General features: G+C 56.6%; 22 protein-coding genes and 2 pseudogenes. 11 read left to right on the top strand and 13 right to left on the bottom strand.

Annotated features, from left to right (window positions below; translation table 11 throughout):
• The first annotated feature begins 178 nt into the window (after positions 1–178).
• Together ku (HRR99_RS07180) and ku (HRR99_RS07185) are read left to right on the top strand one after the other, a co-directional pair.
• Complete coding sequence (ku, locus tag HRR99_RS07180; protein ID WP_233123281.1) at positions 179–1,078, top strand: non-homologous end joining protein Ku; 900 nt, start codon at positions 179–181, stop codon at positions 1,076–1,078.
• Positions 1,079–1,089: 11 nt separating this feature from the next.
• Positions 1,090–1,905, top strand: a complete 816-nt coding sequence (ku, locus tag HRR99_RS07185; RefSeq protein ID WP_233123282.1) for a non-homologous end joining protein Ku — start codon at positions 1,090–1,092, stop codon at positions 1,903–1,905.
• A 54-nt stretch (positions 1,906–1,959) separates the two neighbouring features.
• On the opposite strand, the gene HRR99_RS07190 is transcribed toward ku (HRR99_RS07185), so the two are convergent.
• The 4 genes from HRR99_RS07190 to HRR99_RS07205 all read right to left on the bottom strand — a co-directional run bounded on the left by HRR99_RS07190 (position 1,960) and on the right by HRR99_RS07205 (position 4,528).
• Entirely contained in the window at positions 1,960–2,556 is a 597-nt protein-coding gene (locus HRR99_RS07190) for an alpha/beta hydrolase (RefSeq protein ID WP_233123283.1), read from the bottom strand.
• Between the two features lie 159 nt (positions 2,557–2,715).
• On the bottom strand, positions 2,716–3,165 hold the full coding sequence (locus HRR99_RS07195) for a DUF892 family protein (protein WP_233123284.1): 450 nt from the start codon (positions 3,163–3,165) through the stop codon (positions 2,716–2,718).
• Positions 3,166–3,308: 143 nt separating this feature from the next.
• Positions 3,309–3,644 carry a hypothetical protein gene (locus HRR99_RS07200; protein WP_233123285.1) on the bottom strand — a complete coding sequence of 112 codons (336 nt, stop codon included), beginning with the start codon at positions 3,642–3,644 and terminating at the stop codon, positions 3,309–3,311.
• Between the two features lie 5 nt (positions 3,645–3,649).
• Positions 3,650–4,528 carry a hypothetical protein gene (locus HRR99_RS07205; protein ID WP_233123286.1) on the bottom strand — a complete coding sequence of 293 codons (879 nt, stop codon included), beginning with the start codon at positions 4,526–4,528 and terminating at the stop codon, positions 3,650–3,652.
• A 224-nt stretch (positions 4,529–4,752) separates the two neighbouring features.
• Between HRR99_RS07205 and HRR99_RS07210 the strand changes: the two genes are divergently transcribed.
• Positions 4,753–5,244, top strand: a complete 492-nt coding sequence (locus HRR99_RS07210; RefSeq protein WP_103587816.1) for a GyrI-like domain-containing protein — start codon at positions 4,753–4,755, stop codon at positions 5,242–5,244.
• A gap of 116 nt (positions 5,245–5,360) precedes the next feature.
• Here HRR99_RS07210 and HRR99_RS07215 read toward each other — a convergent pair whose 3' ends face one another.
• Positions 5,361–6,251 carry a DMT family transporter gene (locus HRR99_RS07215; RefSeq protein WP_233123287.1) on the bottom strand — a complete coding sequence of 297 codons (891 nt, stop codon included), beginning with the start codon at positions 6,249–6,251 and terminating at the stop codon, positions 5,361–5,363.
• Between the two features lie 78 nt (positions 6,252–6,329).
• On the opposite strand from HRR99_RS07215, the gene HRR99_RS07220 reads away from it, so the two are divergent.
• Both HRR99_RS07220 and HRR99_RS07225 read left to right on the top strand, forming a co-directional pair.
• Positions 6,330–7,016 carry a helix-turn-helix transcriptional regulator gene (locus tag HRR99_RS07220; RefSeq protein WP_077122372.1) on the top strand — a complete coding sequence of 229 codons (687 nt, stop codon included), beginning with the start codon at positions 6,330–6,332 and terminating at the stop codon, positions 7,014–7,016.
• Between the two features lie 180 nt (positions 7,017–7,196).
• Positions 7,197–7,844, top strand: coding sequence for an HAD family hydrolase (locus tag HRR99_RS07225; RefSeq protein ID WP_233123288.1), 648 nt, complete (start codon positions 7,197–7,199; stop codon positions 7,842–7,844).
• Between the two features lie 195 nt (positions 7,845–8,039).
• On the opposite strand, the gene HRR99_RS07230 is transcribed toward HRR99_RS07225, so the two are convergent.
• The 5 genes from HRR99_RS07230 to HRR99_RS07255 all read right to left on the bottom strand — a co-directional run bounded on the left by HRR99_RS07230 (position 8,040) and on the right by HRR99_RS07255 (position 16,098).
• Positions 8,040–11,300 (bottom strand): error-prone DNA polymerase, encoded by a 3,261-nt coding sequence (locus tag HRR99_RS07230; RefSeq protein WP_233123289.1) that lies wholly within the window; start codon positions 11,298–11,300, stop codon positions 8,040–8,042.
• Entirely contained in the window at positions 11,300–12,814 is a 1,515-nt protein-coding gene (locus HRR99_RS07235) for a Y-family DNA polymerase (protein ID WP_233123290.1), read from the bottom strand. Before HRR99_RS07235 ends, HRR99_RS07230 begins: the two co-directional genes overlap by 1 nt.
• On the bottom strand, positions 12,735–13,487 hold the full coding sequence (locus tag HRR99_RS07240) for an ImuA family protein (protein WP_233123291.1): 753 nt from the start codon (positions 13,485–13,487) through the stop codon (positions 12,735–12,737). The genes HRR99_RS07235 and HRR99_RS07240 overlap by 80 nt, the downstream gene beginning before the upstream one ends.
• A gap of 836 nt (positions 13,488–14,323) precedes the next feature.
• A complete protein-coding gene (locus tag HRR99_RS07250; protein WP_233123293.1) occupies positions 14,324–14,698 on the bottom strand; it encodes a response regulator in 375 nt (124 codons plus the stop codon).
• Positions 14,698–16,098, bottom strand: a complete 1,401-nt coding sequence (locus tag HRR99_RS07255; RefSeq protein WP_233123294.1) for a sensor histidine kinase — start codon at positions 16,096–16,098, stop codon at positions 14,698–14,700. Before HRR99_RS07255 ends, HRR99_RS07250 begins: the two co-directional genes overlap by 1 nt.
• Before the next feature lie 1,026 nt (positions 16,099–17,124).
• On the opposite strand from HRR99_RS07255, the gene HRR99_RS07260 reads away from it, so the two are divergent.
• The 4 genes and pseudogenes from HRR99_RS07260 to HRR99_RS07275 form a co-directional block, all read left to right on the top strand.
• Positions 17,125–17,322 (top strand): hypothetical protein, encoded by a 198-nt coding sequence (locus HRR99_RS07260; protein WP_233123295.1) that lies wholly within the window; start codon positions 17,125–17,127, stop codon positions 17,320–17,322.
• Between the two features lie 584 nt (positions 17,323–17,906).
• Entirely contained in the window at positions 17,907–18,341 is a 435-nt protein-coding gene (locus HRR99_RS07265; RefSeq protein ID WP_233123296.1) for a hypothetical protein, read from the top strand.
• 104 nt (positions 18,342–18,445) lie between these two features.
• Positions 18,446–19,123, top strand: coding sequence for an SOS response-associated peptidase (locus HRR99_RS07270; RefSeq protein WP_233123297.1), 678 nt, complete (start codon positions 18,446–18,448; stop codon positions 19,121–19,123).
• Positions 19,124–19,204: 81 nt separating this feature from the next.
• Positions 19,205–19,327, top strand: a pseudogene (locus tag HRR99_RS07275) (Y-family DNA polymerase); the annotation flags it as partial.
• A gap of 89 nt (positions 19,328–19,416) precedes the next feature.
• On the opposite strand, the gene HRR99_RS07280 reads toward HRR99_RS07275, so the two are convergent.
• Positions 19,417–20,430 carry an AraC family transcriptional regulator gene (locus tag HRR99_RS07280; protein ID WP_233123298.1) on the bottom strand — a complete coding sequence of 338 codons (1,014 nt, stop codon included), beginning with the start codon at positions 20,428–20,430 and terminating at the stop codon, positions 19,417–19,419.
• Between the two features lie 176 nt (positions 20,431–20,606).
• On the opposite strand from HRR99_RS07280, the gene HRR99_RS07285 reads away from it, so the two are divergent.
• Positions 20,607–21,278: a glutathione S-transferase family protein gene (locus HRR99_RS07285; RefSeq protein WP_233123299.1), complete on the top strand. Its 672-nt coding sequence runs from the start codon at positions 20,607–20,609 to the stop codon at positions 21,276–21,278.
• A 90-nt stretch (positions 21,279–21,368) separates the two neighbouring features.
• Here the strand turns inward: HRR99_RS07285 and HRR99_RS07290 are convergent, their stop codons facing one another.
• Positions 21,369–22,148, bottom strand: coding sequence for a class I SAM-dependent methyltransferase (locus HRR99_RS07290; RefSeq protein ID WP_233123300.1), 780 nt, complete (start codon positions 22,146–22,148; stop codon positions 21,369–21,371).
• A 178-nt stretch (positions 22,149–22,326) separates the two neighbouring features.
• On the opposite strand from HRR99_RS07290, the pseudogene HRR99_RS07295 reads away from it, so the two are divergent.
• Positions 22,327–23,015 (top strand): annotated as a pseudogene (locus HRR99_RS07295) (aspartate/glutamate racemase family protein).
• Between the two features lie 298 nt (positions 23,016–23,313).
• Here the strand turns inward: HRR99_RS07295 and HRR99_RS07300 are convergent.
• Positions 23,314–23,703, bottom strand: a complete 390-nt coding sequence (locus HRR99_RS07300) for a thermonuclease family protein (protein WP_422387312.1) — start codon at positions 23,701–23,703, stop codon at positions 23,314–23,316.
• Between the last annotated feature and the right edge of the window lie 77 nt (positions 23,704–23,780).

Genomic DNA, 23,780 nt, shown 5'->3' on the forward strand with positions numbered 1-23,780 from the left:
GAAGTTAACTCGCGACATGACGAAAAGATGCATCGATTCCAGCGGCTTGGTTCGACTTCTCCGGTTGTGGTGGAAAACTGAATCAAGTCATTGAAAAAGAGTCGCTTTTTGTGCCGGAACGAATCGCAAGTGATTCGGTTGAATCGCCTAGGTTGCGTCAGTTGCGTGGGAGAGTTCGATGGCAGGCCAGCGTGCACAGTGGAAGGGCTTCATCAAATTTGGCGAGGTGTCGGCAGGAGTGGCACTGTATACAGCCGCATCAACTTCCGACCGTATAACCTTCAACACGATCAACAAGGCGACCTGCAACCGGGTCAATCGCGTTTTCGTAGACAGCGAGACGGAAGAGCTAGTCGAGAAGGAACATCAGACCAAAGGCTTCGAGATCGAAAACGGTCAGTACATCATCATCGACCCGGACGAAGTGGCAGCAGCAATCCCTGAGAGCAACAAAACGCTCGAGATCGAAGCTTTCATCCCATGTTCGGACGTCGACGATGTCTACTTCGACAAGCCATACTACCTTACCCCGGACAAGATGGGGTCCGACGCCTTCGTCGCTTTGCGGGACGGCATGCGCAAATCGAAGGTCGCGGCCATTGCCAGAACCGTTCTGTTCCGTCGGATGCGGACTGTGCTGATCCGCCCTCACGGCAAAGGCCTGATAGCCACGACGCTGAACTACGATTACGAGGTCCGCTCCTCGAAGAAGGCCTTCGAGGAAATGCCCAAGATCAAGGTCGACGCCGAGATGCTGGAATTGGCGAAGCATATCATCAGCACCAAGAAGGGTGACTTCGATCCCGCGACTTTTGATGATCGATACGAGGCCGCGCTCGAGGAGATGGTGAAGGCCAAGATCGAAGGCAAGGCGACGCCGAAGCGTAAGAAAGTCGAGGCTTCCAAGCCAAACGATCTGCTTGCCGCGCTCCGCGAAAGCGCTGGCATGATGAAAGCCGCTGATAAGCCTAAACGCACGGCAGCCAACGTAAATGCCGGAGCGAGCAGGCAGCGCGCAACACGTGGCGCGGCCAAGCCCACCTCTTCCAAGACCGCGCAACAGCGCAAGGCCGGGTAAGGAAATCGATCATGGCACTTCGACCATACTGGAAAGGTTATCTGAAACTGTCGCTGGTCACCTGTCCGGTGCACATGATGCCCGCAACGTCAGAATCGGAAAAGGTCCGTTTCCACACGCTCAACAAGGAGACGGGCAATCGCGTCGTGTCGCAGTACATCGACTCTATAACAGGCAAGCCTGTCAAGGACGAGAACGAGGCGAAGGGATATGCGCGTGGTGAGAACGACTACGTCATACTCACGGACGATGACCTCGACAACGTTGCGCTCGACACGGTCAAAACGATCGACATCCAGAAATTTGCTCCCGCTGAATCCATAGAATGGGTCTACCTGGAGAAGCCCCATTATCTTATGCCGGACGACGCCGTTGGTCACGAGGCCTTCGCCGTCATCCGCGACGCGATGAAGGCCGACAAGGTCGTAGGCATCTCGAAGCTCGTCATCGGGCGTCGCGAAAAGGCGGTCGTGCTGGAGCCGCGCGACGATGGCATCGTCCTGTGGTCGCTCCGCTTCGGCGACGAGGTTCGGCCAGAAGAGGCATATTTTGAAGACATCGACGACGCCGCAGACCCTGATCTGATCCCACTTGTCCAAAAGCTGATTAAGCAGAAGACAGCAAGGTGGTCGCCGGACATGGTAAGCGACCCTATCCAGGAAAGCTTGCTCAAGTTAATTGCCGAAAAGAAGAAGGCACTCAAGCCCAAGAAAGCGGCGAAGGGCAAGAAATCGGAAGCCGCCGAGCCAAAATCCAACGTGATCAACATCATGGACGCGCTTCGCAAATCGGTTGCAGACGAGCTCAAGAGCAGGAAATCAGGCTGACGCGACGTCGTGTTCGCGTTCATCCGACACTAGAGGTGCCAGCGGCTGCCGTTATCAAGACAAGGCATTCTGAAGAAACCGCGCCGCAGTGTCCGCACCGCTCCTTGAGATCGTGTGACCCACTCCAGGCTCGATTTCCACCTCGACCGAGAACCCAGCGGCTCGCAACTGTCCGGCCGCCATGGTGGAAGCAACAGATGGTATAATGCGGTCATCGGCACCATGTACAAGAAGCACAGGGGTCCGGTTGCTTTCTGGCAAGATGGATATGGGAGGCAAAAGGCCCGAGAACGCGACCACAGCGCCTACGCTCCAACGGCCAGACGCGACGCCATCCAGAGCCATGATTGCGCCTTGTGACACGCCTACGAATGCAACGTCATGAATTCGGTCTTCGAAACCGTTCTGTGTGATCACGTCGCGGATCTTACGGTCGAAACCCTCTCGCGCCTCGCGTATTCGATCAGGATCTAGCTGCATGCCATCAACTTTGAACCACTGATGGCCACCGTACCCGTTACGATATGGCGCATCCGGACTCGCGAATACCGCTGTGGGCAGCCGAGCGTTCCACGACGATGCCAGAGGTTTGAGCTGCTGGCCGGACGCGCCGATGCCGTGGAGGAAGATGATGAGGTGCGACGCTGACATGTGATCTCGGTGTTGGGAAACAAACGGAGGGCGCTCAACCCATCATGGGGAGCGCCCTCGTCACCCTAGACAGCAAACGCGCAACCGTCATGGTTGCTGCAGGCCGCCGATATGTGGGTGGTGATCCTTAGATGAGCACCGCCCACGCGTTTTTCAAGGTCACATCGACTCTGCGGTTGTTTCCATCCACGAGCGATGTTTCAGCTCATCCTGATGAGCGGTGAGGAAGAATGCCTTCGTGCTCGGAATGGCATCCTCGTGTTTTGCCGCGCGCTCGTAAGCGGTTACCGTGTCATCCTCGTTCGTCTTCATGGCTTTGAGAATAGCGGAATCGCCGAATAGATCGGCAAGCGCGATCTTGCCCGTCGTCAACATCTGTTTCATGTCGCCTTCCGCAGGAGGTTCGATACCGATCTCCAGTGCGATTTCGTTGAGAACAGCCACGTGCTGGAGATGGTCTTGCTTGAATTCTTCAATTTTCGCAGCCAGCGCCTTGTCGTCAAGGCGTTCGATGCATGAGTCATATGCTGCGATAGCGTCATGTTCGAGATAAAGCAGATCCTTGACCAGCTTTTCGATGCTTCCTTCGTTTCCAACCATGGTGACCATAAATTCTTCTCCTCGTTGATGTTGAGGTCCAATAACCAACCGCTTTTGCGATGGTTCCCTTCCGGGGCCGCCCGGTGAACTGAAGCTGCTCGTGAGGCGACCGCGTCGGAGCGAACACGCCCGCATCGCAACGAATTCCCAAATCACCAAAGCCTGCGGCGCGCCGCATCGCGCGTGGCGACATGAACGAGTACTGCGGTTGATAGGAGGATGCTGGACACCAACACGGCAATAGACAGCAATCCACCGTTTGATATCTCAGCCTTTGCAGAGAGGCCTGAATCCTTGGGTAGCTTCAGCGATACTTCCGCCCGCTGGCGATCACTGATAAACGCTGGCCTCGCATCTTTGCCATCTTCATGATTGGAAAGTGGCTTTTCCTTATGTCTCATCCCTTGCTCTGCCTTCAGCCTTGGTCCGGGAGTTTCGACCCGGAAACGCAGCGGATATGCCGATGTTCCGCAATTCTCAGCCAACATTACGTTTACGTTGCCTGCGGCTGCTGTTGCGTCCTCTTCCGGCTCGCCGCCCGCCGAGCCGGTCTGAGTTCTTCGATCGTCGGTTGCCACCATTCTGCTCCATCGGGTGCAGAAGTTTTCGACGGCCATGCCTGAACGAGTTCTTCGAAAGTAGGTTTCCGCCAAATTCCCCAAACGTGATCGTCGGTGACACCAGGGTAGAATTCGCCGACGACCTCCGGGTCAACGATCTCCCCGGTCACCTCTTCAAAGACAACCAGACCGTACCGGATTGCGACGACGCGTCCAGCGGGCGGAAGGTCGTCGCTGTTCAATGGATAGCGCCGTCTCTTTCTTTCTGCCGACCGTGCTTTCGACTTCGCTTCCTCTTCTGTTCCCTTTCGCTCGGCCGCACGGCGTCGCCGTTCCTCAGGTTCGTTCCGGCGTGCTGCTTCCTCGATCTTAGGCCATCGATCCTTGAGCTCTTGAAATGAACGAAACGGAACGTGCCACACCTTGAGGTCGCCATCCCATCGCGAATAGGGAACCTCATGAAGCCTGTCGACGACGGTTGTCGAATAGGGAGTCTTGATGCGAAAACCCGCTCTTCCAGGCTCCAGGTAAGCACTCTGGATCGGATCGAAGTCGAAGGCATCCCTGCCCTTCGCGTCGGCGAAGGCATCGGCTTCAGCCTCAAGTTCCGCCAGCCACCGAGTGAACCGACGCGAAGCCGTGCGGCCAGGGACGAACCACGCTTGACGAGCGTCGCTCCACCGGGCGCGGGGAAAGTGTTCCCGGAACTGTTCCACAGTTACCCTGTCATACGGAAAGCTAACGTCGGCACCGGGGGTGGCATCGGCTTCAACCTTACCTTCGACATCGTCTGGTGTGGCTTTGTTACTCATGACGATCATAACGCCTGTCGGACCCGTCAGGTTTCCAACAGTTATGCCGCAACGCGCAGGAGTTTCGATGCAAGCTCGGAGACTAGAGCGGAAACAATCGACGCGTGCTGGCCCGAAACAGACCTCGAAGACGCTGTAAGTGTTGGCCTAACAAAAACTCAGGAGCCAGCCTATCGGAGTCGTTATATTCTGTACATCTTGGAAAAGAACAACAGGAGAGGCCGATGCTAACGATGCCGGAAATGGTCGAACGCGAACCACAGCGTTATGTCGCTGTTCGTTTGCCAGTTGTAATCCCGTTCGACGAGGACGTCGATCCAGCTTTCGATGAACTGTTCGATGCTTTCGCGCGAGCGGGAGTTGCACCAGACGGTGTCGAGTTCATCAAGTTCAACCTAATTGATATGCCGCGCCTCGAGATTGAAACAGGTATGACCACAGATGGGTCAATTCCACTTTCGGGCCGTCTGGTCGAAGGCGTCCTGCCTGGAGGACGATATGTCCGAATGACCTACAATGGCCCCTATGAAGGACTTTATGATGCTACCGCCATGCTCGTCGGATGGGCAAAGGAGAAGGGCTTGGTATGGGACTCATCGAGCACAGAGGCTGGAGAGCTGTTCGCGTGCCGGCTCGAGGTACACGATAACAATCCTTCAGTTGAACCTGATCCAAGCAAGCTGATAACAACGTTGCTTTTCAAGCTGGCAGACTGATTAGGAAATTGGAGTATGGCGGCTGTTGGCCCCAAGCAGACATCCACCGTCGGAGAAATGGTCTTGATTATCCTGACTTCGCGGCGCTGCAAATGTCGGAAATCTGCGACAATAGCCTAGCTTTGAGCCACCGCATCGCAACTCTTTTGCCCCCGCCTTGATTTCGTCAGAACTTCGAAGATCACTGATCCCATGACCAGGCTGCCGCCGACCCATGTAGCCCATGCGGGAATTTCCCCGAAGGCTATCCAGACCCAAAGCGGCGCAAGCGGGTTTTCCAAGCTGCCTATCAAGGCAGAGCGAGTGGCTGAGATCAACCGGGTTCCGACCGTCATCAACAGCAGACCGAGGCCGAACTGAACGGTTCCAAACAGCACGAGGTCTAACATGACAGGGGCCGTTACCTGCATGGGCTGAGCGAATGGCAGCACTACGAGTGCGCAGAGAAAGGCGGACAGGGAGGCTGCCGGGAGCATGGAAACATGCCGGCTCTTGCGGATGATGACCATCATTACGGCATAAGATAGCGCCATCGTCGTCGCGAAGGCGTAACCTGTTAAATGGCTGCCTGACGCTTGCGGGTTAACGATGATCATAACGCCGACCAGCGCCATGAAACTTGCCGACCATGTCGTCCAGTCTTCCCGCTCGCCCAAGAACACAAGGGCAATTACGGCGGTCATGAAAGGAATTGCGGCATGGATTGTCATCACGTCTGCCACCGGGGCCAGGCGCAAGGCATTGATGAAGCAAACCGTGGCAACCGTAGACAGCACCATGACCCAGAAGCCGGGCATTCCAATGGCAAGGACTGTTCGCCGTAAGTCTTGCCGATACCGCCAGACCACATAAGCGCCGATGAACAGCCCGCCAAAAATTCCTCGCCAGAACAGAACCGTCCACACATCGAGCCTGATGAGCTGGGTGAAGTATCCGGACAGGCTGTAGGCGATTGCAGAGCCTACAATCAGCAGCGTGCCAAGCCATTTGTTGTGATCGTCTTGCATTGTCGCCCCCTTGCATTCGGAACCTTGTAATCTCATACTACTGACACCGTTTTGTCAGTAGTGTTTGAAAGGCTTCTCATGCGCCGTGCAGATCGTCTTTTCGATATTATTCAGGCGCTGCGCGGAACGACACAACCCACTACAGCCGCTGCGCTCGCGCAAAAACTCGAAGTGACTCCTCGGACCATCTATCGCGACATCGCGACCTTGCAGGCACGTCGGATTCCGATCGAGGGTGAGCCTGGTCTCGGTTATTTCTTGCGCAAAGGATTTGATTTACCGCCTCTGATGTTCACAATGGAAGAAATCGAGGCAATCACTGTCGGTGCCAATCTCGTGCAACGGATTCGTGATCCGAAACTGCAGGAAGCGGCCGAGAGCGTCCTGAATAAGCTACAGCATACCGTTCCCAAGGAACTGCGCTCCTACCTGGCGTCTCCCCGGTTCTATGTTTCGGAAGGGGATGCAGTCCGACCGGAGGGGATCGAGCTGCTCGACGTGCGCAATGCAATCCGCACATGCCGCAAGATCAGCATCAGCTACATCGACGACCAACAGCGCCGATCACAACGCACAATCTGGCCTGTCGCCACGGTCTATTATGTCGATGTTACGTTGATTGCCGCATGGTGCGAGCTTCGGGGGGATTATCGTCATTTCCGTGCAGATCGTATCCTGCAATCCAAAGTGCTTGACGATCGATTTGCCGCAGATAGCAGCGCTATGATGGCCGAGTGGATGGCGACGCGTTCGCAGAAATCCTAATCCCGCAAGACTTGTTGTCCCGATTTTCAAGTCACCGCAGGATATGGAATTTTGTAGCCGCCGCAATGTCAGCTATTGGCGCATCAGCGCCATTGCGTCATTTGGCCCAAACTGGTCATCAGAGTGGACTGTCACGGTCCTGTCAGGTAGATGGGGGCTTGTAAATGGTAAGGAATAACGATGGCTTTGCATTTCTCCGGCGTTGTCCTCGATCTTGATGGGCTCCTTCTTGACACGGAAAGACTCCAGTTCGAAGTCGGACCAGCAGTCTTGAGGGACCTCGGTTATGACCTCGCTCCCGCCTTCTTTCGGACTCTCGTTGGAATTGACCGTACTGAGAGCGCAAGGCTGATCAATCTCGAACTTGGCGCGAGCATCGACGGAGCAGAACTCGACCGTGTTTGGAACGGAGCCATGGATGACAGAATGCGGGACGGCATCCCTTTGCGTCCAGGCGTTCATGACTTCCTAGACGCGCTTGACCAGCACCAATTGCCTCGGGCCATCGCCACGAATAGCGTAACCGCGCGGGCGGAATGGAAGCTTGAGCACGCGGGCCTTCTGAAGCGGATCGACGCGGTCGTGGGTGTTGACAAGGTTGCGCGTGGAAAACCCGCTCCAGACGTTTATGTTGCTGCGGCGAAGACCCTCAGCTTGGAGCCATCTCAATGTATCGCATTGGATGACAGCGATCTCGGCGTGCGGGCTGCGCTGGCGGCAGGCATCGGCAAAGTCATCCAAATCCCTGATCTCGTTATGAGCAAGGATTTAAGCGCTCACCATCAGGTCGATTCGCTATATGACGCCCGCACCGTAATGGGCATGTAGCATCGGGGGGCTGGCGTTGGCCTTCACGCTGAGAGTGGTATGACCGCTTATGGCGCAAAGCTGCCAATGTAGTAGTCGGCCCTTGCCGGGCATTGGCAGTCCCATTTTGCAGATCAGGGTCGACATGGTGATAGACGCAGAAGTTCATTCGCCACACGTTGCACCTATTCCGTCGCGGATTACTGGCCTTTTAGACTACTGGAAATTCCGGCTCTTCACCTTGAGACTATCGATATGCAAATCCGGGATGAAGATGTCACGAACCTTGTTCGGCTTTGGACGATCCCTCGCATCCCCGCCTCCATGCGATCCGTGCGCGAACTCATCGCCCCTTCCACTCGGGTTCCGGAACTCCGCGTTGCGGTTCGACAGAGACGAAAGATCTCCAGACAAATCATCAAGCTGCCGGGCGATCAGATGAACGACATCCCCCTCCCTCTGGATCTTGCCCTGTATCGCCATCATGGATGCTCCGAGCACGATGCGGCGGCGCTTTTCGAATAGCGACGGCCAGACGACGATATTAGCGATGCCCGTCTCGTCTTCCACGGTTATGAACATGACACCCTTCGCCGAGCCGGGTTTCTGCCGGACGAGCACAAGCCCGGCAACGCAGAGCCAGCTCTTGTCGCGGGCATTCATCGCATCGGCGCAGGTGACGATGCGGCGTGCGGCCAGATCCCGGCGCAGGAATGACAACGGGTGCGCTCGAAGCGTCAGGCCAACGTGTTGATAGTCCTCGACCACGTTGTGTCCTTCCGTCATTTGCCTGAGTTCGACTTCCGGCTCCTGCTGCTCCGCGACAGTCTTCATTTCCCGCTCGGCGGCCGCCACGAACAGTGGAAGCGGCTCGTCGCGCAACGCCTTGATCGCCCAGAGCGCATCCCGACGCTCGATATCGAATGCTGGTCGGAAGGCATCGGCTTCGGCAAGTTGAACCAGCGCCTCTGATGGCACTTCCGAGCGTCGCCACACGTCATCGACGCTTTCGAATGGACGCTCGATCCGGGCGGCGACAATCCTCGCGGCATCTCGAACGGCCAGTCCGGTGACCTGGCGCATGCCAAGCCGAACGGCATGGCGGTCTGTGCCGGGGATCTCCTCAAGCGTGCAGTCCCAGCGTGAATGTTGAACGGAGATCGGCCGGACTTCGACACCGTGCTTCTGCGCGTCGCCGATGATTTGGGCGGGCGCGTAAAAGCCCATCGGAAGCGAGTTCATGAGCGCCGCGGCGAAGGCATCCGGGTAGTGGCATTTGATGAAACAGCTCGCATAAGCGATGAGCGCGAACGATGCAGCATGGCTTTCCGGGAAGCCGTAGCTGCCGAAGCCTTCGAGCTGCGAAAAGGTCTTCTCGGCAAATTCCGGCGTGTACCCGTTCTTCACCATTCCGGAGACGAGCTTGTCCTTGAACCGACTCACGCCGCCAGTGAATTTGAAAGTCGCCATCGACTTGCGAAGCTGGTCCGCCTCCCCGCCCGTGAACCCGGCGCAGACCATGGCCACCCGCATGGCAGATTCCTGAAACAGCGGCACGCCCAGCGTCTTGCCAAGCACTGCCTCCAGCTCGGGTGTGGGATATTCGACGGGTTCCTTGCCTTCGCGGCGACGGAGGTATGGATGCACCATATCGCCCTGTATCGGCCCCGGTCGGACGATCGCTACTTGGACCACCAAATCATAAAATGTCCTGGGCTTCAGCCGAGGAAGCATGGCCATCTGCGCCCGGCTCTCTACCTGAAACGTGCCGAGGGTGTCCGCCTTCCGGATCATCGCATATGTCGGCCCGTCTTCCTGCCGTATCTTGGCGAGATCGAGATCCTCGTGCTTGTGCTCCCGGATCAGGTCGAAGGCTTTCTGCATACAGGTGAGCATGCCGAGCGCCAGCACGTCGACCTTCATCATCTTCAATGCTTCGACATCGTCCTTGTCCCATTCGATCACCTGAGGATCTTCCATGGCGGCGGGTTCTATCGGGACAAGATCGTCCAAGCGTGAACGCGTCAGGACGAATCCGCCGACATGCTGGCCCAGATGTCTCGGTGCCCCCATCAGCTCCCGCGCCAGCCGCAACGTCATCACGAGACGATAGTCGTCGGGGTTGAGGTTCAGCTCGCGAACGTTGCGCTCGGTCACCTCTTCCGACCACGACCACAGACCGGACGACAGCGCCTTGGTCACGTCCTCCGGAAGCCCCATCGCCTTGCCGACATCCTTGATTGCGCCCTTGGCCCGGTAGCGCGTTACGGTGCAGACGAGCGCGGCCCGATCACGGCCGTATGTCTTGTAGATCCACTGGATGACCTCTTCGCGACGCTGGTGTTCGAAGTCGACATCAATGTCCGGCGGCTCGTTGCGTTCCTTGCTGACGAACCGCTCGAACAGCAAATCGTTGGTCTCGGGATCGATCGATGTGATACCGAGAATGTAGCAGATAGCGCTGTTGGCCGCCGATCCCCGGCCCTGGCAAAGTATGCCCTGCCCCCGCGCGAAACGGACGATGCTGTAGACAGTCAGGAAGTACGGCGCGTATTCCATCTCCTTGATGAGATCGAGTTCGTGCTTGACCGTCCGCAGCACGCTTTGCGGCAGACCCTCCGGGTATCGGTCAGGAATACACTCACGGACGCATTGCTCCAGCGACTGCTGCGCATCCAAGCCGTCGATCAGCGCTTCCTCGGGATACTCGTAGGTCAGCTCCTCGAGCGAGAACCTGCATTGCTCGACGATCTCCATCGTGCGTTCGAGAGCCTGCGTGTATCGTGGGAACAAGCGCTCCAACTCTTCCGGGGGCTTGAGATAGCGGTCGGCATGCCGTTCCCTGTCGAAGCCCACGTCGTCGATGGTCGTATTCGTGCGAATGCAGGTAACGATGTCCTGAAGCTGTCTTCTGGACGGCTCATGGAAGAGAGCATCGTTTGTGACGACAGTCTTCACCTTGAACTTCGCCGCGAGGTTCGAAAGCTCATGCAGCCGCATCTGGTCGTTGGGTCGCCGTCTGAGGCTGAGCGAAAGATAGGCGCGCCTGCCGAATATCTCCGTCATCTTGCGGAGCTGCACAGCACAGACATCGTCTGCGAGATCAGGCACGAGAATGCCGATCAGGCCGTCGGCATAGAGGGCGAGATCATCAATATGAAGGATGCAGTTGTTCTTGCCGCCCCGGCCCTTGCCGACGGTAATCAGTCGGGTGAGCCGGGAGTACGCTGCCTTGTCCGTCGGGTAGACGAGCACAGACATGCCGTCCTGCAGATCGAGCCGACAGCCTACGACCAGACGAATCCCGGTTTCGCGGGAAGCTTCCAACGCGCGTACGATCCCCGCCAGGCTGTTGCGGTCCACCACACCGATGGCGTCGATGCCGAGTTCTTTCGCCGTCGCGAACAGCTCCTGCGCGGACGATGCGCCTCGCAGGAAGGAGAAATGTGTCGTGACCTGGAGTTCAGCATATTTCATCAGGCAAAGATCCCGTGCATGAACCATCGGTGCGAACCCGTTTCCGGATCGATCCCGTCCCCAGAGCGGAAGATCCAGAACCGCTCGCCGTCGTCGTTTTCGATGACGAAGTAATCCCTAACCGCTTCCAGCTCCGTCGGGCGCTTCCACCATTCTCCGAAGATGCGCTCGGGTCCGTCGGCTCGCTTCACGCGGTGGCGTTTTCCGCGCCAAGTTATGCTGGCGGGTGGATAGTCTGGCATGAGTGCGATCGCCTGAATCTGTTCTGGTCGTGCGAACAATCTGGTCGGTCTGCGCCAGTGCCCCACCCAGCTCTCGGCAACGTCTTCGGCGACCGCGGAGATCTGCTGCACGCTCCGCTCGGGAACATCCGAGGCCACAGGTGCCACCCGATAAACGCGCTGACCGCCACGATTGCTGAAGATGTCGATCAATGGTGTGAGGTCGGTTATCTCTTCCTCGACGAGAGACGAGGCCTTTTGCTCTTCCTGCAGCGGTTCCGCCGACACGGCAACGAGGACGAGTTTCTCGATGCCGAAACCGGGATCGATCTGCTCTGTGCGATCCCCGAACAGTTTTGTGAGCCACGCAACATCCCGTGCTGGCTTCGCCGTCCCTGCACGGATCGCCTGGAGGGTGTTGTCGACGCGATGCACGATGAGATCCGTCCGGCGCGCGCCGAGGCCGCGTTTTTCGAGTTCGGCGACGAGCTGGACGACGAGTCGACCGACATATTTGTTGATGGTGTCGGCCGCGCCTATCGGTTCCTGAAACGATCTGGAGACCTCAACGAGATCGGCAGTGCGGATCGGATCGATAGGTTCTCCCGCACGACCAAACATCTGGTCGAGGCGACGACCGACTTCAGGTCCGAAGCGGAGGGCCAGCGGTGCTCTCGGCGTATTCGACAGCTCGCCGATGGAATGAAAGCCAAGGACACCCAGATCGTGGACAACCTTCTCCGGGAGCCGAAGCAATGAGATCGGCAGCTTCTCAACCGCTCGCACGATCTCGCCGCGGGGAACGTTGACGGTATCCCGGTTGATTGCACGGACGCATGCGTGCGCTGCTCCCCACGTATCCGCGATGGCCACCTTCGCAGACAGTTTCCTCGAATGAAATGTATTCACGATGCCGCTGATCATTTTGGCTTCTCCGCCCTGCAGATGATCGGCACCCTCGGTGTCGAGGACGAGGCCATCGATGCCGTCAACGGCGACGATCGGGGAATAGTGACCAAGAGCCCACAGCGCGATCCGATCCAGGGCGGCGGCATCGGCGGCGGGATCTGCATCTATCAGCATCAGCCCGCGGAATATGGCCTGCGCCTTAGCGGCAGGCATCCCGACGCGAACACCGATCTTCTGCGCCGCAACGTCGGCAGACGACACCCACCTCTTGGATCCGCTATGCGCAATCACAGCGATCGGCTGGTCAGCCGGTATGGTGGGATCGTCTCGTCTGATCCTGTCCGTCGGCAAACTCGGTAGAAATATGGATACGACCCTTGCCATCACATGCTCCTACGCAGAACTCTTTGCACTCACCCGCACGCGATCTCATCAACTCAAGAAACCATCGTGGTCGTCCTACTCCCGGTACCGGAAGCTCTTCAGACGGCACCACACTCACCCGCCACCGTGTCGTGCTCGCCGTTGGCTGCCCGAAGTCGTTGGCCTCGGTCTGCCTCCGCCAGCGGCGCACTGCCAAGGCAATTGTCCCCGTTCGCTCCGCGACGAGTTGGAGCCGACGGCTCACGACCATTGGCAACCGCACCATCTCGCCGACGACCGCGCCACAGCCGCCGTAGGAAAGCGCCTCTTCCATGTTGGCAGCGACATCCTCTTCCTTGTCGCTTTCTACGAAGATGACCCGACGCGGATGCAGCCCCGCCTGAGCAAGAGCTGGGAAGAACAGATCGGGCCGCGTCAGACACCAGACGATTGGCCCCTTCGTGCGTGCAGCGATCCCGGCGGCAAAGAGAGCGGCCGCTGCACCATCGACGGTTCCAGAGCCGCCACCCGCGAATTCATGGAGTGCGCCATGTGCCAGGCCGCCACCGGGCAAGATCGCATCAATCTCCTCGACGCCAAAAGGGAGACAGCCTTTCTTCTTCGCGCCCTCCCCCTGAATGGACGAGATGCGTTCGCGCAGATCAGCAAGCACTTGATCGCGGACAGCCGACATCGATCACGAATCCTTCCGAAATCGCGGTGAAAACAGAGACGACTTCATGTCGCCAGAACTTGATTGTTCTTCTTCTGTTCCCTATCGTCAGCGGCGTCAAGACACCTGAAAATCAGGAATCTACTCCTAGGATTAGCAAAGCCGAAGATTCATAGAGTTGAATCATGATGGTAGCGGAGATTCCGGCGCAGGCCTTCTGGCGTAAATATTTTTGCTACCTCAGCGCGGACATCGATGTGATGCCGGTCCGCTAGACCGGGTGACGCAGGGCACAGGGAAACGGGATGCGAAGAAGACAACCAAAGCCCGATAACGAAGGCGGACCGATGCTGAAGGATTGCCGCCTTCCCGTGATCGAGATCGTGTGCGCACCGTGTGGTCGCCGGGACCTACTGGAGCGAAAGGCACTGGTAGAACAGTTCGGTGCCGGGGTAAGCTTCTCACGATTGAGACGACGGCTGGCGATGGGATGCGAGCGCCTTTGCCACCCCCAGGGCGATCACTGTGGAACGCGTTTCACCTGCCTGGAAAATGTCAAAGATCGCAAAAGCGGTTGAAACGGCGAGAGTTGGAAATCTGTTTTGAGAACCCAACAACCGACCGCGCGGTATCACGGAGGGTTTGGATTGCAGACTCTGTAGTCCGGGCGCGCGCGATCTTCGCGAGCGCTTTGGAAAGTGCTGCGATGGGCGTCGAGGGTCTGGTCTGTTGATCCATAGGCCACTGCCTTTCCGGCACGTGCCGTTTTTTCAGCGTATATTTTCGCACAACGTGCTATTTTTGCATAGTAAAAGTTCTTTGAAGGCCTTTCCGATGGAGTCCATTGCTGGCCGTTTTTATGGGCCGATGGCGAGCTGCCCGAGTGAACCGAGCACCTCTCTTTCGGAGTAGGGTTTTCCGACAAAACCGAGTGGCCTGAGAGGAAGTGCGGCGTCGCGTGTGCGCTCATCGAGATTTCCGCTGACGAACAGCGATGGTATATTCCAGCGCTCCCGCAGGGCCGCTGCTGTCTCGACACCGTTCGTGCCCCGAGCAAGATTGACATCCATGATGGCAACGTCGATCTCACCGCTCTTCTGGTCGGCGAGCGCGATGGCCTGCTGCATGTAAGATGCTTGACCGACGACGTCGTAGCCTGCGTCGAGGAGCATATCCTCAAGATCCATAGCCAGAAGCATTTCATCTTCGACTATCATGATACGTAGAGGCATCAGTTACGCTCCTTGGGAAAGGTCACCGCAACTTTTTGCTCGGCTGTCTGTGGATGGTAATGAAATTCCCCGTCGATCTGCGTAGCCATGCTCCTGACCAACCTGAACGACAAGTCGGACAGGACTTGTGGACCGCGGCTCGCGTCCGGCTCGCGGATTTCCAGTTCCATCAGTCCATCGAAAACCTCACGAAGCGATACGATAACAGGACCATCGTCCTTCGATGCGCTCCTGATTTGCGAACTGAGTAGCTCGTTGAGGATAACCGACAGGGGAATAGCCCGCTCTGTCGGCAACGACAGAGCATCGGCCTCGACAGTGATCTTTCGTGCCTTCGGTGATGCGGCTATATCCAGGCAAAGCCTGCTGATGTGATCGACCATGTCTACGCTCAGAGAGTTTTCGGATCGGTAGAGGCGTTCATGAACTGAGATGATCGCCCTCACCCGAGAGATGGCTTGGTCGAACGCCTCCGTCGCAACGGGGTCTTCAAGGCGCCTCGCCTGCAGACGAAGGGTGCTCACGACAAGCTGGAGACTGTTCTTCACACGGTGATTCACTTCGGAAAGCAACTGCTCAAGGGCTTTGAGAGCGCTTGATAGATCTTCCTCTCTTCTGCGGTCGGCCGTCACGTCCATCATGACGCCGATCATCCTGACCTTTCCCGTCGATGTCCTGAGCACTTCACCGCGTGATGCAACGTACCTTATGTCGCCGTCGGGAAGAACAATCCTGTAGTCGAAGTTCATCAAGGTCTGATCGGGGCTGTCGATTGCACTGGATACAACGCCCCGCACGCGCTGAAGGTCCTCAGGTAGCATTCTTGCGAAAAACGGCTCGGCAACTGGCCCGCCGCCGCCGGGAGAAAAACCAAACATCACGTCGACGGAGTGGCTCCGCCGCCAGATATCGGTCTCAGGCTCATACTCCCATGATGCCAGGTCCGCTGCATGTAAAGCTACGCGAAGCCGCGCATCGGCCTCGCGTTGTTTGACGACGCTCTCGGTGACATCCATGGGGTTTTGAATGATATATTGGATCGCCCCGTCCTGCCCGATGACCGGGGTATGCACCGGTGTCCAGAATTTCTGAACGAAGCCGCCACCTGGTTGCGGGATGTCGTATTGGATAACCGCCATCTCGTGCGGCTTACCGGAGGCAATAACGTGTCTGAGTGAGACTTCGAGCGGGCCCTGCTCAACGGTGCCCCCTTCATCAGGATTCTCCGGGAATGCCTCAAGGATGTTCCGACCGACAATGTCGTCTCGGGTCCGCTGTGTAAGCGCCAGGTAGGCGTCTGATGCCCCCACGATAACCAAGTCAACATCAAGAACCAAGTAGGGCTGCGGCATCCCCATGAGGATCGCAGCGTAATCTATATGAGTGGTCGTTACTTTCAAATGCTCGTCTACCCCATTCCGCCTGGAAAGGCAGCACAGATGCCACCAGGAACTACGGAAGCCAAAACTGATCATTCCGTTGAGACAAGCGGCGCTCCGTCCGACATTCCAACTCCCCGGCAACGTAACTCTGAAAGTGTGTAAAGGTTCACCATCAAACGCAAAATTTCTTAACTGACGAAACAAACCCGACTAAACCGCCGCTAAGCGCTTTTTACGTTGCGTACTTGAGGGCAACCAACGTCCGTGGCCTTCCTTCTTGGATTACCGCTATTTGGCGTGGCTCTGGTTTATGTAAAACCTTTGCTTCCAGCGCTAGCCGGTCAACCATCAGTGTGGCTTCGCTGGTCGCACAGAAAGGCGTCGAGAATAAACATCCGAGATCGTCCAGTACGGAGTGATCCTCGTATATCAAATGAAAATAGTATGTTTTCATCACACAGCACCCCGCTCTCGGCTCACGCCGCTCGATGCAATACCAGACCCATCCAGTCATATTTTTTTTGAAATCGGTAATATGGAAATCGGCAAGTGGGAAGGGACTGTACGCAATCGTACAAGTCAGAACGCCCGACCGCTAGAATTCGGGAGGCGATCGCTAAACGCCTCGTCAGTGCTTCTTAGCGCGACAAACCTACGGGGGGTGCCATCCTCCAAGATGACCACCTGCTTCGGAACTGACTTTCCTCTTACCTTCGCCTCCAAAGCGAACGTAAGCAAGTTCAACTCCGCTTCGGTAATTGCCCGATATGGAGTCGAGAAACGGCTCCCGGACTCATCTAGCGTGGTAGAGTCCTGATATTCCATGTGGAAATAACACTTAGTCATAACGCCTTCACAGATACTCACTTCGTGTCCCAAACCAACGCGTGAGCACTTCGTTCCTATCGCCTTTCTAATGTTTGATTTCCTAATGAAAGGTTTCGTTAAACGTAGAAACAGAAGGAGTTGACGTTTCTTTGTACGGTAGCGTACGCGCAAGAAGTCGTACTGGAATACCGCGTCACGCTGAGATAAGCAGAAAAAATGTCTGATCTGTTCGAACGTATCGAAAATGTCCTTGGTAATTCTGTTGAGTTGTTTTTCTCAAACGAACTCTGGACGGTGCGCGTCATTGAGAATGGCTGTGCTACAGTCACGACGTATGCGGACGAGCCTACTGCCACCGAATTTGCGGAAGCCGAAGTAAAACGTCTCGGATTAACCGCTATCATTCGTTTGTGATTCAGCGACAGATTGCGGAACTGTTTGTGCTGATCTGCATTATTTGATCACCATCGTGTCCCCTGATGGCCCCGTCAGCAAATCTTCGCACACGATGATTTCTGACATTGTGCTGGCTAATCCCTCTTTCGGTTTCCCCTAGTCCCCGTCGAGATTAGCCAGCACTTATCTCAGTATTCCCATTCAATTGCGAGAGAGTTGGTGCCGCCCAAAGGTACGTTGCCAGCGGACGTCGTGATTTGTATCTGAGCCAGATCAACTGTAATATCTGACGTAAGCGTTCCGAGATAATTCACGCTGCGTCCACTCGTGCCAACCGCAATCCATCTATTCAGGTTCGGCGCGAGTCGCCTGAACTCAACTTCATCGTAAATCGGTTGGGTAGCGGCTCCGGGCCATAGCGGAATATCCCTCCGATAAACGGTGCCTGCTCCATTCAGACCGGCACACGCATCGCTGTTCTATTGAAGGAACTGCTTGCGTGTCTGTTTGTTAATTCTCCTTACCGACTTTGGTATGTGCAACGTGGTACGCCCCTAACATCGAGATTTGTTTTGGGAAGAAGGCCCTAGGAGAGTACGATTATGTCAAACGTGACAACGTCAAACGACAGCGAAAACACGAGCGATACAAGGTTCGGCAAATCTGTTGAAAGCCAGGCCCAAATCCGGGATAGCTCTACTGTGGCTGAACGCTCCGGTGAACCTCTTAACATTTACCGTCTGGAGCCTACCGCCAGCCCCGACGATCCCAGGTGGCAGGGTTTTCAGCCAAATGGACCAGTGACGGTGGCTGCTCGCACGTCTGGCGATGCACGGATTGTCGCATCAAGCCGCGAGGTCGATTTCATGGAAATTGATTCCGCCCCTGCAGAAGATGTCACAACTGCAAACGCAAGCGCATTCCGCGACGAAAAGCTCTACACCGTGATCGAGATCGAGCACGGTCGTACAGATGTTGCCCGAGGCGTTACCGAGGGGGTCGTTCGGGTCGATGCTATTAAGCCTCTACAGGACTAGCCACGTGATTTTATCAAGTCGCATGCGTGTCCGAATGCGGTGCTCGGCAGATCCGCATCGATGTTAGCACCCGCATGCGCGGCATATGGAATTAGGAGCGAGCGATGTGCAATCTCTATAACGTGACCACGACACGTAACGCCGTACTGCAGTTCACCAAGGCATTCCGTGATCTGGCCGGATGGAACGAGGCGAGCTTCGACGTCCATCCCGGATACCAGGCTCCCATTGTTCGTGTCGCCGAGGACGGAGAAAGGGAGATCGTCCGGGCAACATGGGGCATGCCTTCACCTCCGGCCTACGTGAAAAACTATGATCCCGGCGTCACCAATATCCGCAATGTCGGTTCTCCGCATTGGCGTCGGTGGCTCGGACCGACCAGTCGCTGCGTTGTTCCCTTCACGTCCTTCGCCGAACCAGATCCGGCAAGCAAGGTCGGAGGCGGACGCGTACCGAATGCGTGGTTTGCCAAAGATGCCACCAAACCCTTGATGTTCTTCGCAGGCTTTTGGACGCCATGGAAAGGCATTCGCAAAGTCAGAGACGGGGAGCAGGAGTACGAGCTGTTCGGCTTCCTGACGACGTCGCCCAACGAGATCGTCTCACCCATCCATGAAAAAGCGATGCCAGCGGTCCTGACGACGCCGGAAGAAGTCGATACGTGGCTGACGGCACCTTGGGACGAGGCGCGTCACCTTCAGAGACCCCTGCCCAGCAACATGCTGGTCATCGTGCCTCCGGAGACAAAGCCCGACCTGCAGGAAGAGGGGCTGTTGTTGTGAGAAGATTGTGTTGCATCTACCCGGCTCGGGAGCGAGTCGACTTCGCTGGGGAAGCACAAGGTCAATCGGTAAGGCCCTGACATGCACGCGGTTCGTAAAATCATTCACGTGGATATGGATGCCTTCTACGCCTCCGTCGAGCAACGTGACAACCCGGAGCTTCGTGGCAAGCCACTAGCGGTCGGCAGATCTGCTGCCAGAGGGCGCGAAGATGAAAGTATTTCTCCAGGCGGCGGCTAACGTTTCAACGAGATACGTTGCATTTTACCTACGAGGTCGGGGCGTTCATTTTTTTAGCCCCTTGTTTTCCGCCATCTTTGCGGGCTCGTCTTCTGCCAGCTTTTAAAAGATCGGTAGAACGAACTTTCGTCTTCGTAGCCCAGGAGAAACGCGATCTCATCGATTGCGATGGAGGCATCCGAAAGAAGCGATATCGCAAGCTCCTGTCTTACCTCGTCCAGCAGCGCCCGGAACGTTGTTCCCGCGTCGCCTATGCGCCGTTGCAAGGTCCGTTCGCTCAATCCCAGCTCTTGTGCGGCGTTGGCTATACCTGGGCGACCGCTGGCCAAGTTACGCTTCAATACAACCTTGATGTGCTCGGGCACGCTCCCCCAGGTCTCTACATCTACGAGAGCCGCAGTAAGTGCCGGGGTCATTATGGAAAGCATTTCCGGGTTATGTCCCGCGAATGGCATCTCCATATCCGACGATTTCAAAACGAGCCTATCGCGATCCGCACCGAAGCGGACAGGGCAGCCGTAAAACTCCTCATGAACGGCCGATGCTTCTCCGTTCCTTGCATACTCGACAAGCACAGGGACGATGTGCTTTCCGGAACCGCGGCGACCCAACTCAACAATCATCGCAAAACTCGCATCTACTGATAAGGCTGGTTCTGCTCCCGTGCCCGAAGGCCAATCCGGCGCGAGTGAAACCTTGCCATCTCTTTCCTCGAACAGCATTTTGTCGGGACTGCATATACGTTTGAAGCGCACGATCCGCTCAAGTCCGTCACGAAAGTTAACTGCGAAAGACGCTGTCAAAAATGCAAGCTTGTGGTTTGCTGTGCTGGTCTGTTCCACCATCCGGAGACCGAAACCATGATCGCCCGATAATGCTTCGATCGCCTCCCACACGGAGAAAAGTTGCGCCGTAGTGATTACCGCAGACTCGTCGAGATACAGCATCATGGGCAGCTTCGCGTGGCTCAGAACCGCCGAAGGGCGCAGACCAAGGGTTTCGATGCCATACCAGAAGGGGCGAGGCAATCTGCACCGGTCTGAAGATGAGGCCACTTTTACCGTCATGTAGATTATCCTCGATCTTGCTCACCACGCTTACTCGAAAGCATCGATGGCCCTTTCAGGCCGTCAAAAACCTTGGTGCAAGATGGCGTCGTTTGCAAGTTTTTTGGCGCTTGTTGCCGTAGTGAACAGGCAGCTCGGAGCGTAGGATTGGATATATCACCAAATGGAGCCGCTCAATGACTATCAAATTTTACACCAATCCGAACTCCCGAGGCCGTATGGTCCGCTGGATGCTCGAAGAGGTAGGTGCCGATTACGACACCATCGTGCTTGATTACCAGAAAGCGAGCGCGGATGATCAGTGGGGCGGCGCAGCCCTGGAAAAACCCACCTCCGACGACAAGAGCGAGCAGGCGCGCTTTTTCGGGGAGGTCAATCCGATTGGCAAGATACCTGCTATCGAGCATGACGGTCGCGTCATCAGCGAGAGCGGAGCCATCATCGCCTATTTGGCCGATATCTTCCCTTTAGCGAACCTCTCGCCCGGGAACGATGAGAAAGCTGACTACTATCGTTGGATGTTCTTTGCCGCGGGTCCGGTGGAGCAGGCCGTTACCAACAAGCGAGCGGGGTTTGTCCCATTGCCGGAACAGGAATTCTTCTTTGGTCATGGCAGCTATGAGCGCACCCTGGATCAACTCGAGTTCGCAGTGACAAGACATCCCTTCATCGCTGGTGAACGGTTCACCGCCGCCGACGTATACGTCGGTTCGCATATCGGATGGGGTCTTGGATTGGGAACGATCCCTCCCCGCGAGGCATTCGTGAAATACGCGGGAAACCTGGTGTCCAGAGCCGCCTATAAGCGGAGCGTTGAACTCGATAACGCCTTGCTCCAGGAAATCTGACCTTATGTTCGTCGGTTGAGCTTCCCATATGGCGCTCGTCCCTGCCCGACTGTCGGTCCGGGAGGAGCGCCTTTTCGAACTCCTGCCCGTTCAGCCCGGGACCTTTCCTGCGACTAGGAAGGCCTGATCCCAAACGATCGTTCCGCCGACAGCGCGACGTTCTTCTTCGATCCGGTCCCGGAGCGTATCGATCTGCACGTCCTCCGCCCTGCAGACGTTGTGTTCGACGAACCTCGGGAGCATGACGTGCATGAGAGTTGGCAGGAAAGACGGCTCGTTGGGTGGTATCAACACGCCCTCATTCCGACACTCTACAATCGAAAGACCCTGCTCACTCATCTTGTCGATAAGCTTCAGACCGAGAGTGACATCGCCACCCTCCGCTGCCACCGTGTTCCAAGCCCAGTCATATAGCCTGCGATGCAGTGGAACGTCCCCTAGACCGAATGGGAAGTTGCCGCGTGCATGCTCCTGAAACGCCAGGATTCCACCCGGCTTCCCGAGCGCAACCAGCCGCGAGAGTGTCGATGAAGCATCGGGAAGGTACATCAGGACACGGCGCCCGACGATGACGTCGAACCGACCGAGATCGGGAAGGTCCGATGCCAGATCGACAAATCGGTAGTCTATCGGAGCCGCATCGGTTTCGCTCTCTTTGTTCCGCGCCAGTTGCAACGCGTACTCGCTGCTGTCGATCGCAACCACTACGCCGTCTGGGCCTACGATCCTGGCCATGAGCCTGCTCAGATCGCCGTTGCCGCACCCTATATCCAGGACCCTTGATCCTTCCGGAATACCAAGCCCCCCGAAGAAGCGGGCACTGGAGGCATTGGCAGGATTAGGAGGCGGCGCATGATCTGAATGTAACATTATTACCGTTTAGCGGAGGTGATCGACCTCGGCAAGGGGAGGTTTGCCATGAATATCCGGCGGTAAGCTATCCCGCTGACCGACCCGTCATCGCATTGCAGGAGTGCGGTCTTCTGTTATGAAAGCAGAGGTTGGCATTTGAGTGCCCCGGATTAAAAAGACAGGTCGGAGCGTTGATATGAAAACGATCGGAATTCTGGGTGGGATGTCGGTAGCATCGACGCAGACCTATTATCGAGAGCTGGTGAGGCTTACACGGGAAGGCTGGGCGGCCTTCACTCTCCGGACCTTTTGATACGATCCGTCGATTTCGACCGCATAGCCACGCTCCAGGCCTCGTCGGACTGGGATACTGCTGGACAGGTTCTCAATGCCGAAGCCCGTGCGCTCGAACGTGGCGGAGCGCAATTAGTGCTTCTTGCGACCAACACCATGCACAAGGTCGCCGACAAGGTCGTCGATGGCCTCTCGATACCGCTGCTGCACATTGCCGACGCAACCGCGGAGAAAATCGCGGCAAAGGGGTTGAGACGTCCAGGCTTGATGGCAACCAAGTTCACGATGGAGCAGTCCTTCTACACCGACCGCCTCAAGGTTCACGACTTGATGCCGATCGTGCCCAATGCAGATGACAGAGCCGAAACACATCGTATCATCTACGAAGAACTCTGCCGTGACGTGACCAACGAAGTCAGCCGAACAACCTTCGAAACCATTGCGCAACGGCTGGTCTCGAAAGGGTGTGACTGCCTTATCCTTGGGTGCACCGAGGTCGGAATGCTCTTGAGCCAAGGGAATGTTTCGGTGCCTGTGTTCGATACGACGTTGATCCACTGCGAGGCTGCGCTCTCCGCTGCTATTGCTTGAAATCAAGCGGGGCTCTGAAAACGATCGAGGTTCTGTTCAGCCCTGCTCGTGACGCAAAAAATTGCAAAGTGCATGTCTTCTTGCGCGGTTTTCACCGAAGGGCTTGGGCGATCTGGCTCTTCTTTCGCAAGCCCCGCCTCCCGAAGGCGGGATGTTTTGTCCTCTCGGGACTTCGTCATGCAGTCATTGTCTTCATCAGCGTGACGCCAGGCGAAAAACTGGGACTGTAACGGAAGAAGCGGCAATCTACTAAGTCGCAATCCAGTCTTTGTCAGTTTCCCAGCGCCCCAAACGATATCTAACACCATGGCTGCCGACGGCCAGTCCATGTCCTCGCCAGACCTTCGCTAACAAGGATATCTCCCAGGCTGCGACCGTCTCGCACGAACACTCGGAGCTTGCGACCGTACTTGTCCTCGTCGCGACCTTGCCATGCCTGCATCTGAAACGGCCCGGCGTTGACGAGCTGGAGAAGCCTTTTTGTCGCCTTGGCCCCGAGGGCTGCCTCCGATGAACATTTTGGGTCGCCGACTTCCGGTGTATCGATATCGGCTATTCGGATCTTGGTACCCTCATGCCAGATCGTGTCGCCGTCGACGACACAGTGTGACCGAGTTGATCCTGAGCAAAGAGAATACGGTCTGAAACCTGGAACGTTCTGTGTCGGTGGCGATTTCACTACCTGCACAGCCGATGGGTTTTGGGTACGAGCGCTTCCGCCCTGCGGCGAGACATGTTTGTTTGCGTAGAAGCTGTAGCCAGCCC

This window comes from Agrobacterium vaccinii (assembly GCF_021310995.1).
Taxonomy (GTDB): Bacteria; Pseudomonadota; Alphaproteobacteria; order Rhizobiales; family Rhizobiaceae; genus Agrobacterium; species Agrobacterium vaccinii.

Coding starts and splice junctions, on each gene's coding strand:
- ku (WP_233123281.1), top strand. CDS start 179: ATGGCAGGCCAGCGTGCACAGTGGAAGGGCTTCATCAAATTTGGCGAG.
- ku (WP_233123282.1), top strand. CDS start 1,090: ATGGCACTTCGACCATACTGGAAAGGTTATCTGAAACTGTCGCTGGTC.
- HRR99_RS07190 (WP_233123283.1), bottom strand. CDS start 2,556: ATGTCAGCGTCGCACCTCATCATCTTCCTCCACGGCATCGGCGCGTCC.
- HRR99_RS07195 (WP_233123284.1), bottom strand. CDS start 3,165: ATGGTCACCATGGTTGGAAACGAAGGAAGCATCGAAAAGCTGGTCAAG.
- HRR99_RS07200 (WP_233123285.1), bottom strand. CDS start 3,644: ATGTTGGCTGAGAATTGCGGAACATCGGCATATCCGCTGCGTTTCCGG.
- HRR99_RS07205 (WP_233123286.1), bottom strand. CDS start 4,528: ATGAGTAACAAAGCCACACCAGACGATGTCGAAGGTAAGGTTGAAGCC.
- HRR99_RS07210 (WP_103587816.1), top strand. CDS start 4,753: ATGCTAACGATGCCGGAAATGGTCGAACGCGAACCACAGCGTTATGTC.
- HRR99_RS07215 (WP_233123287.1), bottom strand. CDS start 6,251: ATGCAAGACGATCACAACAAATGGCTTGGCACGCTGCTGATTGTAGGC.
- HRR99_RS07220 (WP_077122372.1), top strand. CDS start 6,330: ATGCGCCGTGCAGATCGTCTTTTCGATATTATTCAGGCGCTGCGCGGA.
- HRR99_RS07225 (WP_233123288.1), top strand. CDS start 7,197: ATGGCTTTGCATTTCTCCGGCGTTGTCCTCGATCTTGATGGGCTCCTT.
- HRR99_RS07230 (WP_233123289.1), bottom strand. CDS start 11,300: ATGAAATATGCTGAACTCCAGGTCACGACACATTTCTCCTTCCTGCGA.
- HRR99_RS07235 (WP_233123290.1), bottom strand. CDS start 12,814: ATGGCAAGGGTCGTATCCATATTTCTACCGAGTTTGCCGACGGACAGG.
- HRR99_RS07240 (WP_233123291.1), bottom strand. CDS start 13,487: ATGTCGGCTGTCCGCGATCAAGTGCTTGCTGATCTGCGCGAACGCATC.
- HRR99_RS07250 (WP_233123293.1), bottom strand. CDS start 14,698: ATGCCTCTACGTATCATGATAGTCGAAGATGAAATGCTTCTGGCTATG.
- HRR99_RS07260 (WP_233123295.1), top strand. CDS start 17,125: ATGTCTGATCTGTTCGAACGTATCGAAAATGTCCTTGGTAATTCTGTT.
- HRR99_RS07265 (WP_233123296.1), top strand. CDS start 17,907: ATGTCAAACGTGACAACGTCAAACGACAGCGAAAACACGAGCGATACA.
- HRR99_RS07270 (WP_233123297.1), top strand. CDS start 18,446: ATGTGCAATCTCTATAACGTGACCACGACACGTAACGCCGTACTGCAG.
- HRR99_RS07280 (WP_233123298.1), bottom strand. CDS start 20,430: ATGACGGTAAAAGTGGCCTCATCTTCAGACCGGTGCAGATTGCCTCGC.
- HRR99_RS07285 (WP_233123299.1), top strand. CDS start 20,607: ATGACTATCAAATTTTACACCAATCCGAACTCCCGAGGCCGTATGGTC.
- HRR99_RS07290 (WP_233123300.1), bottom strand. CDS start 22,148: ATGTTACATTCAGATCATGCGCCGCCTCCTAATCCTGCCAATGCCTCC.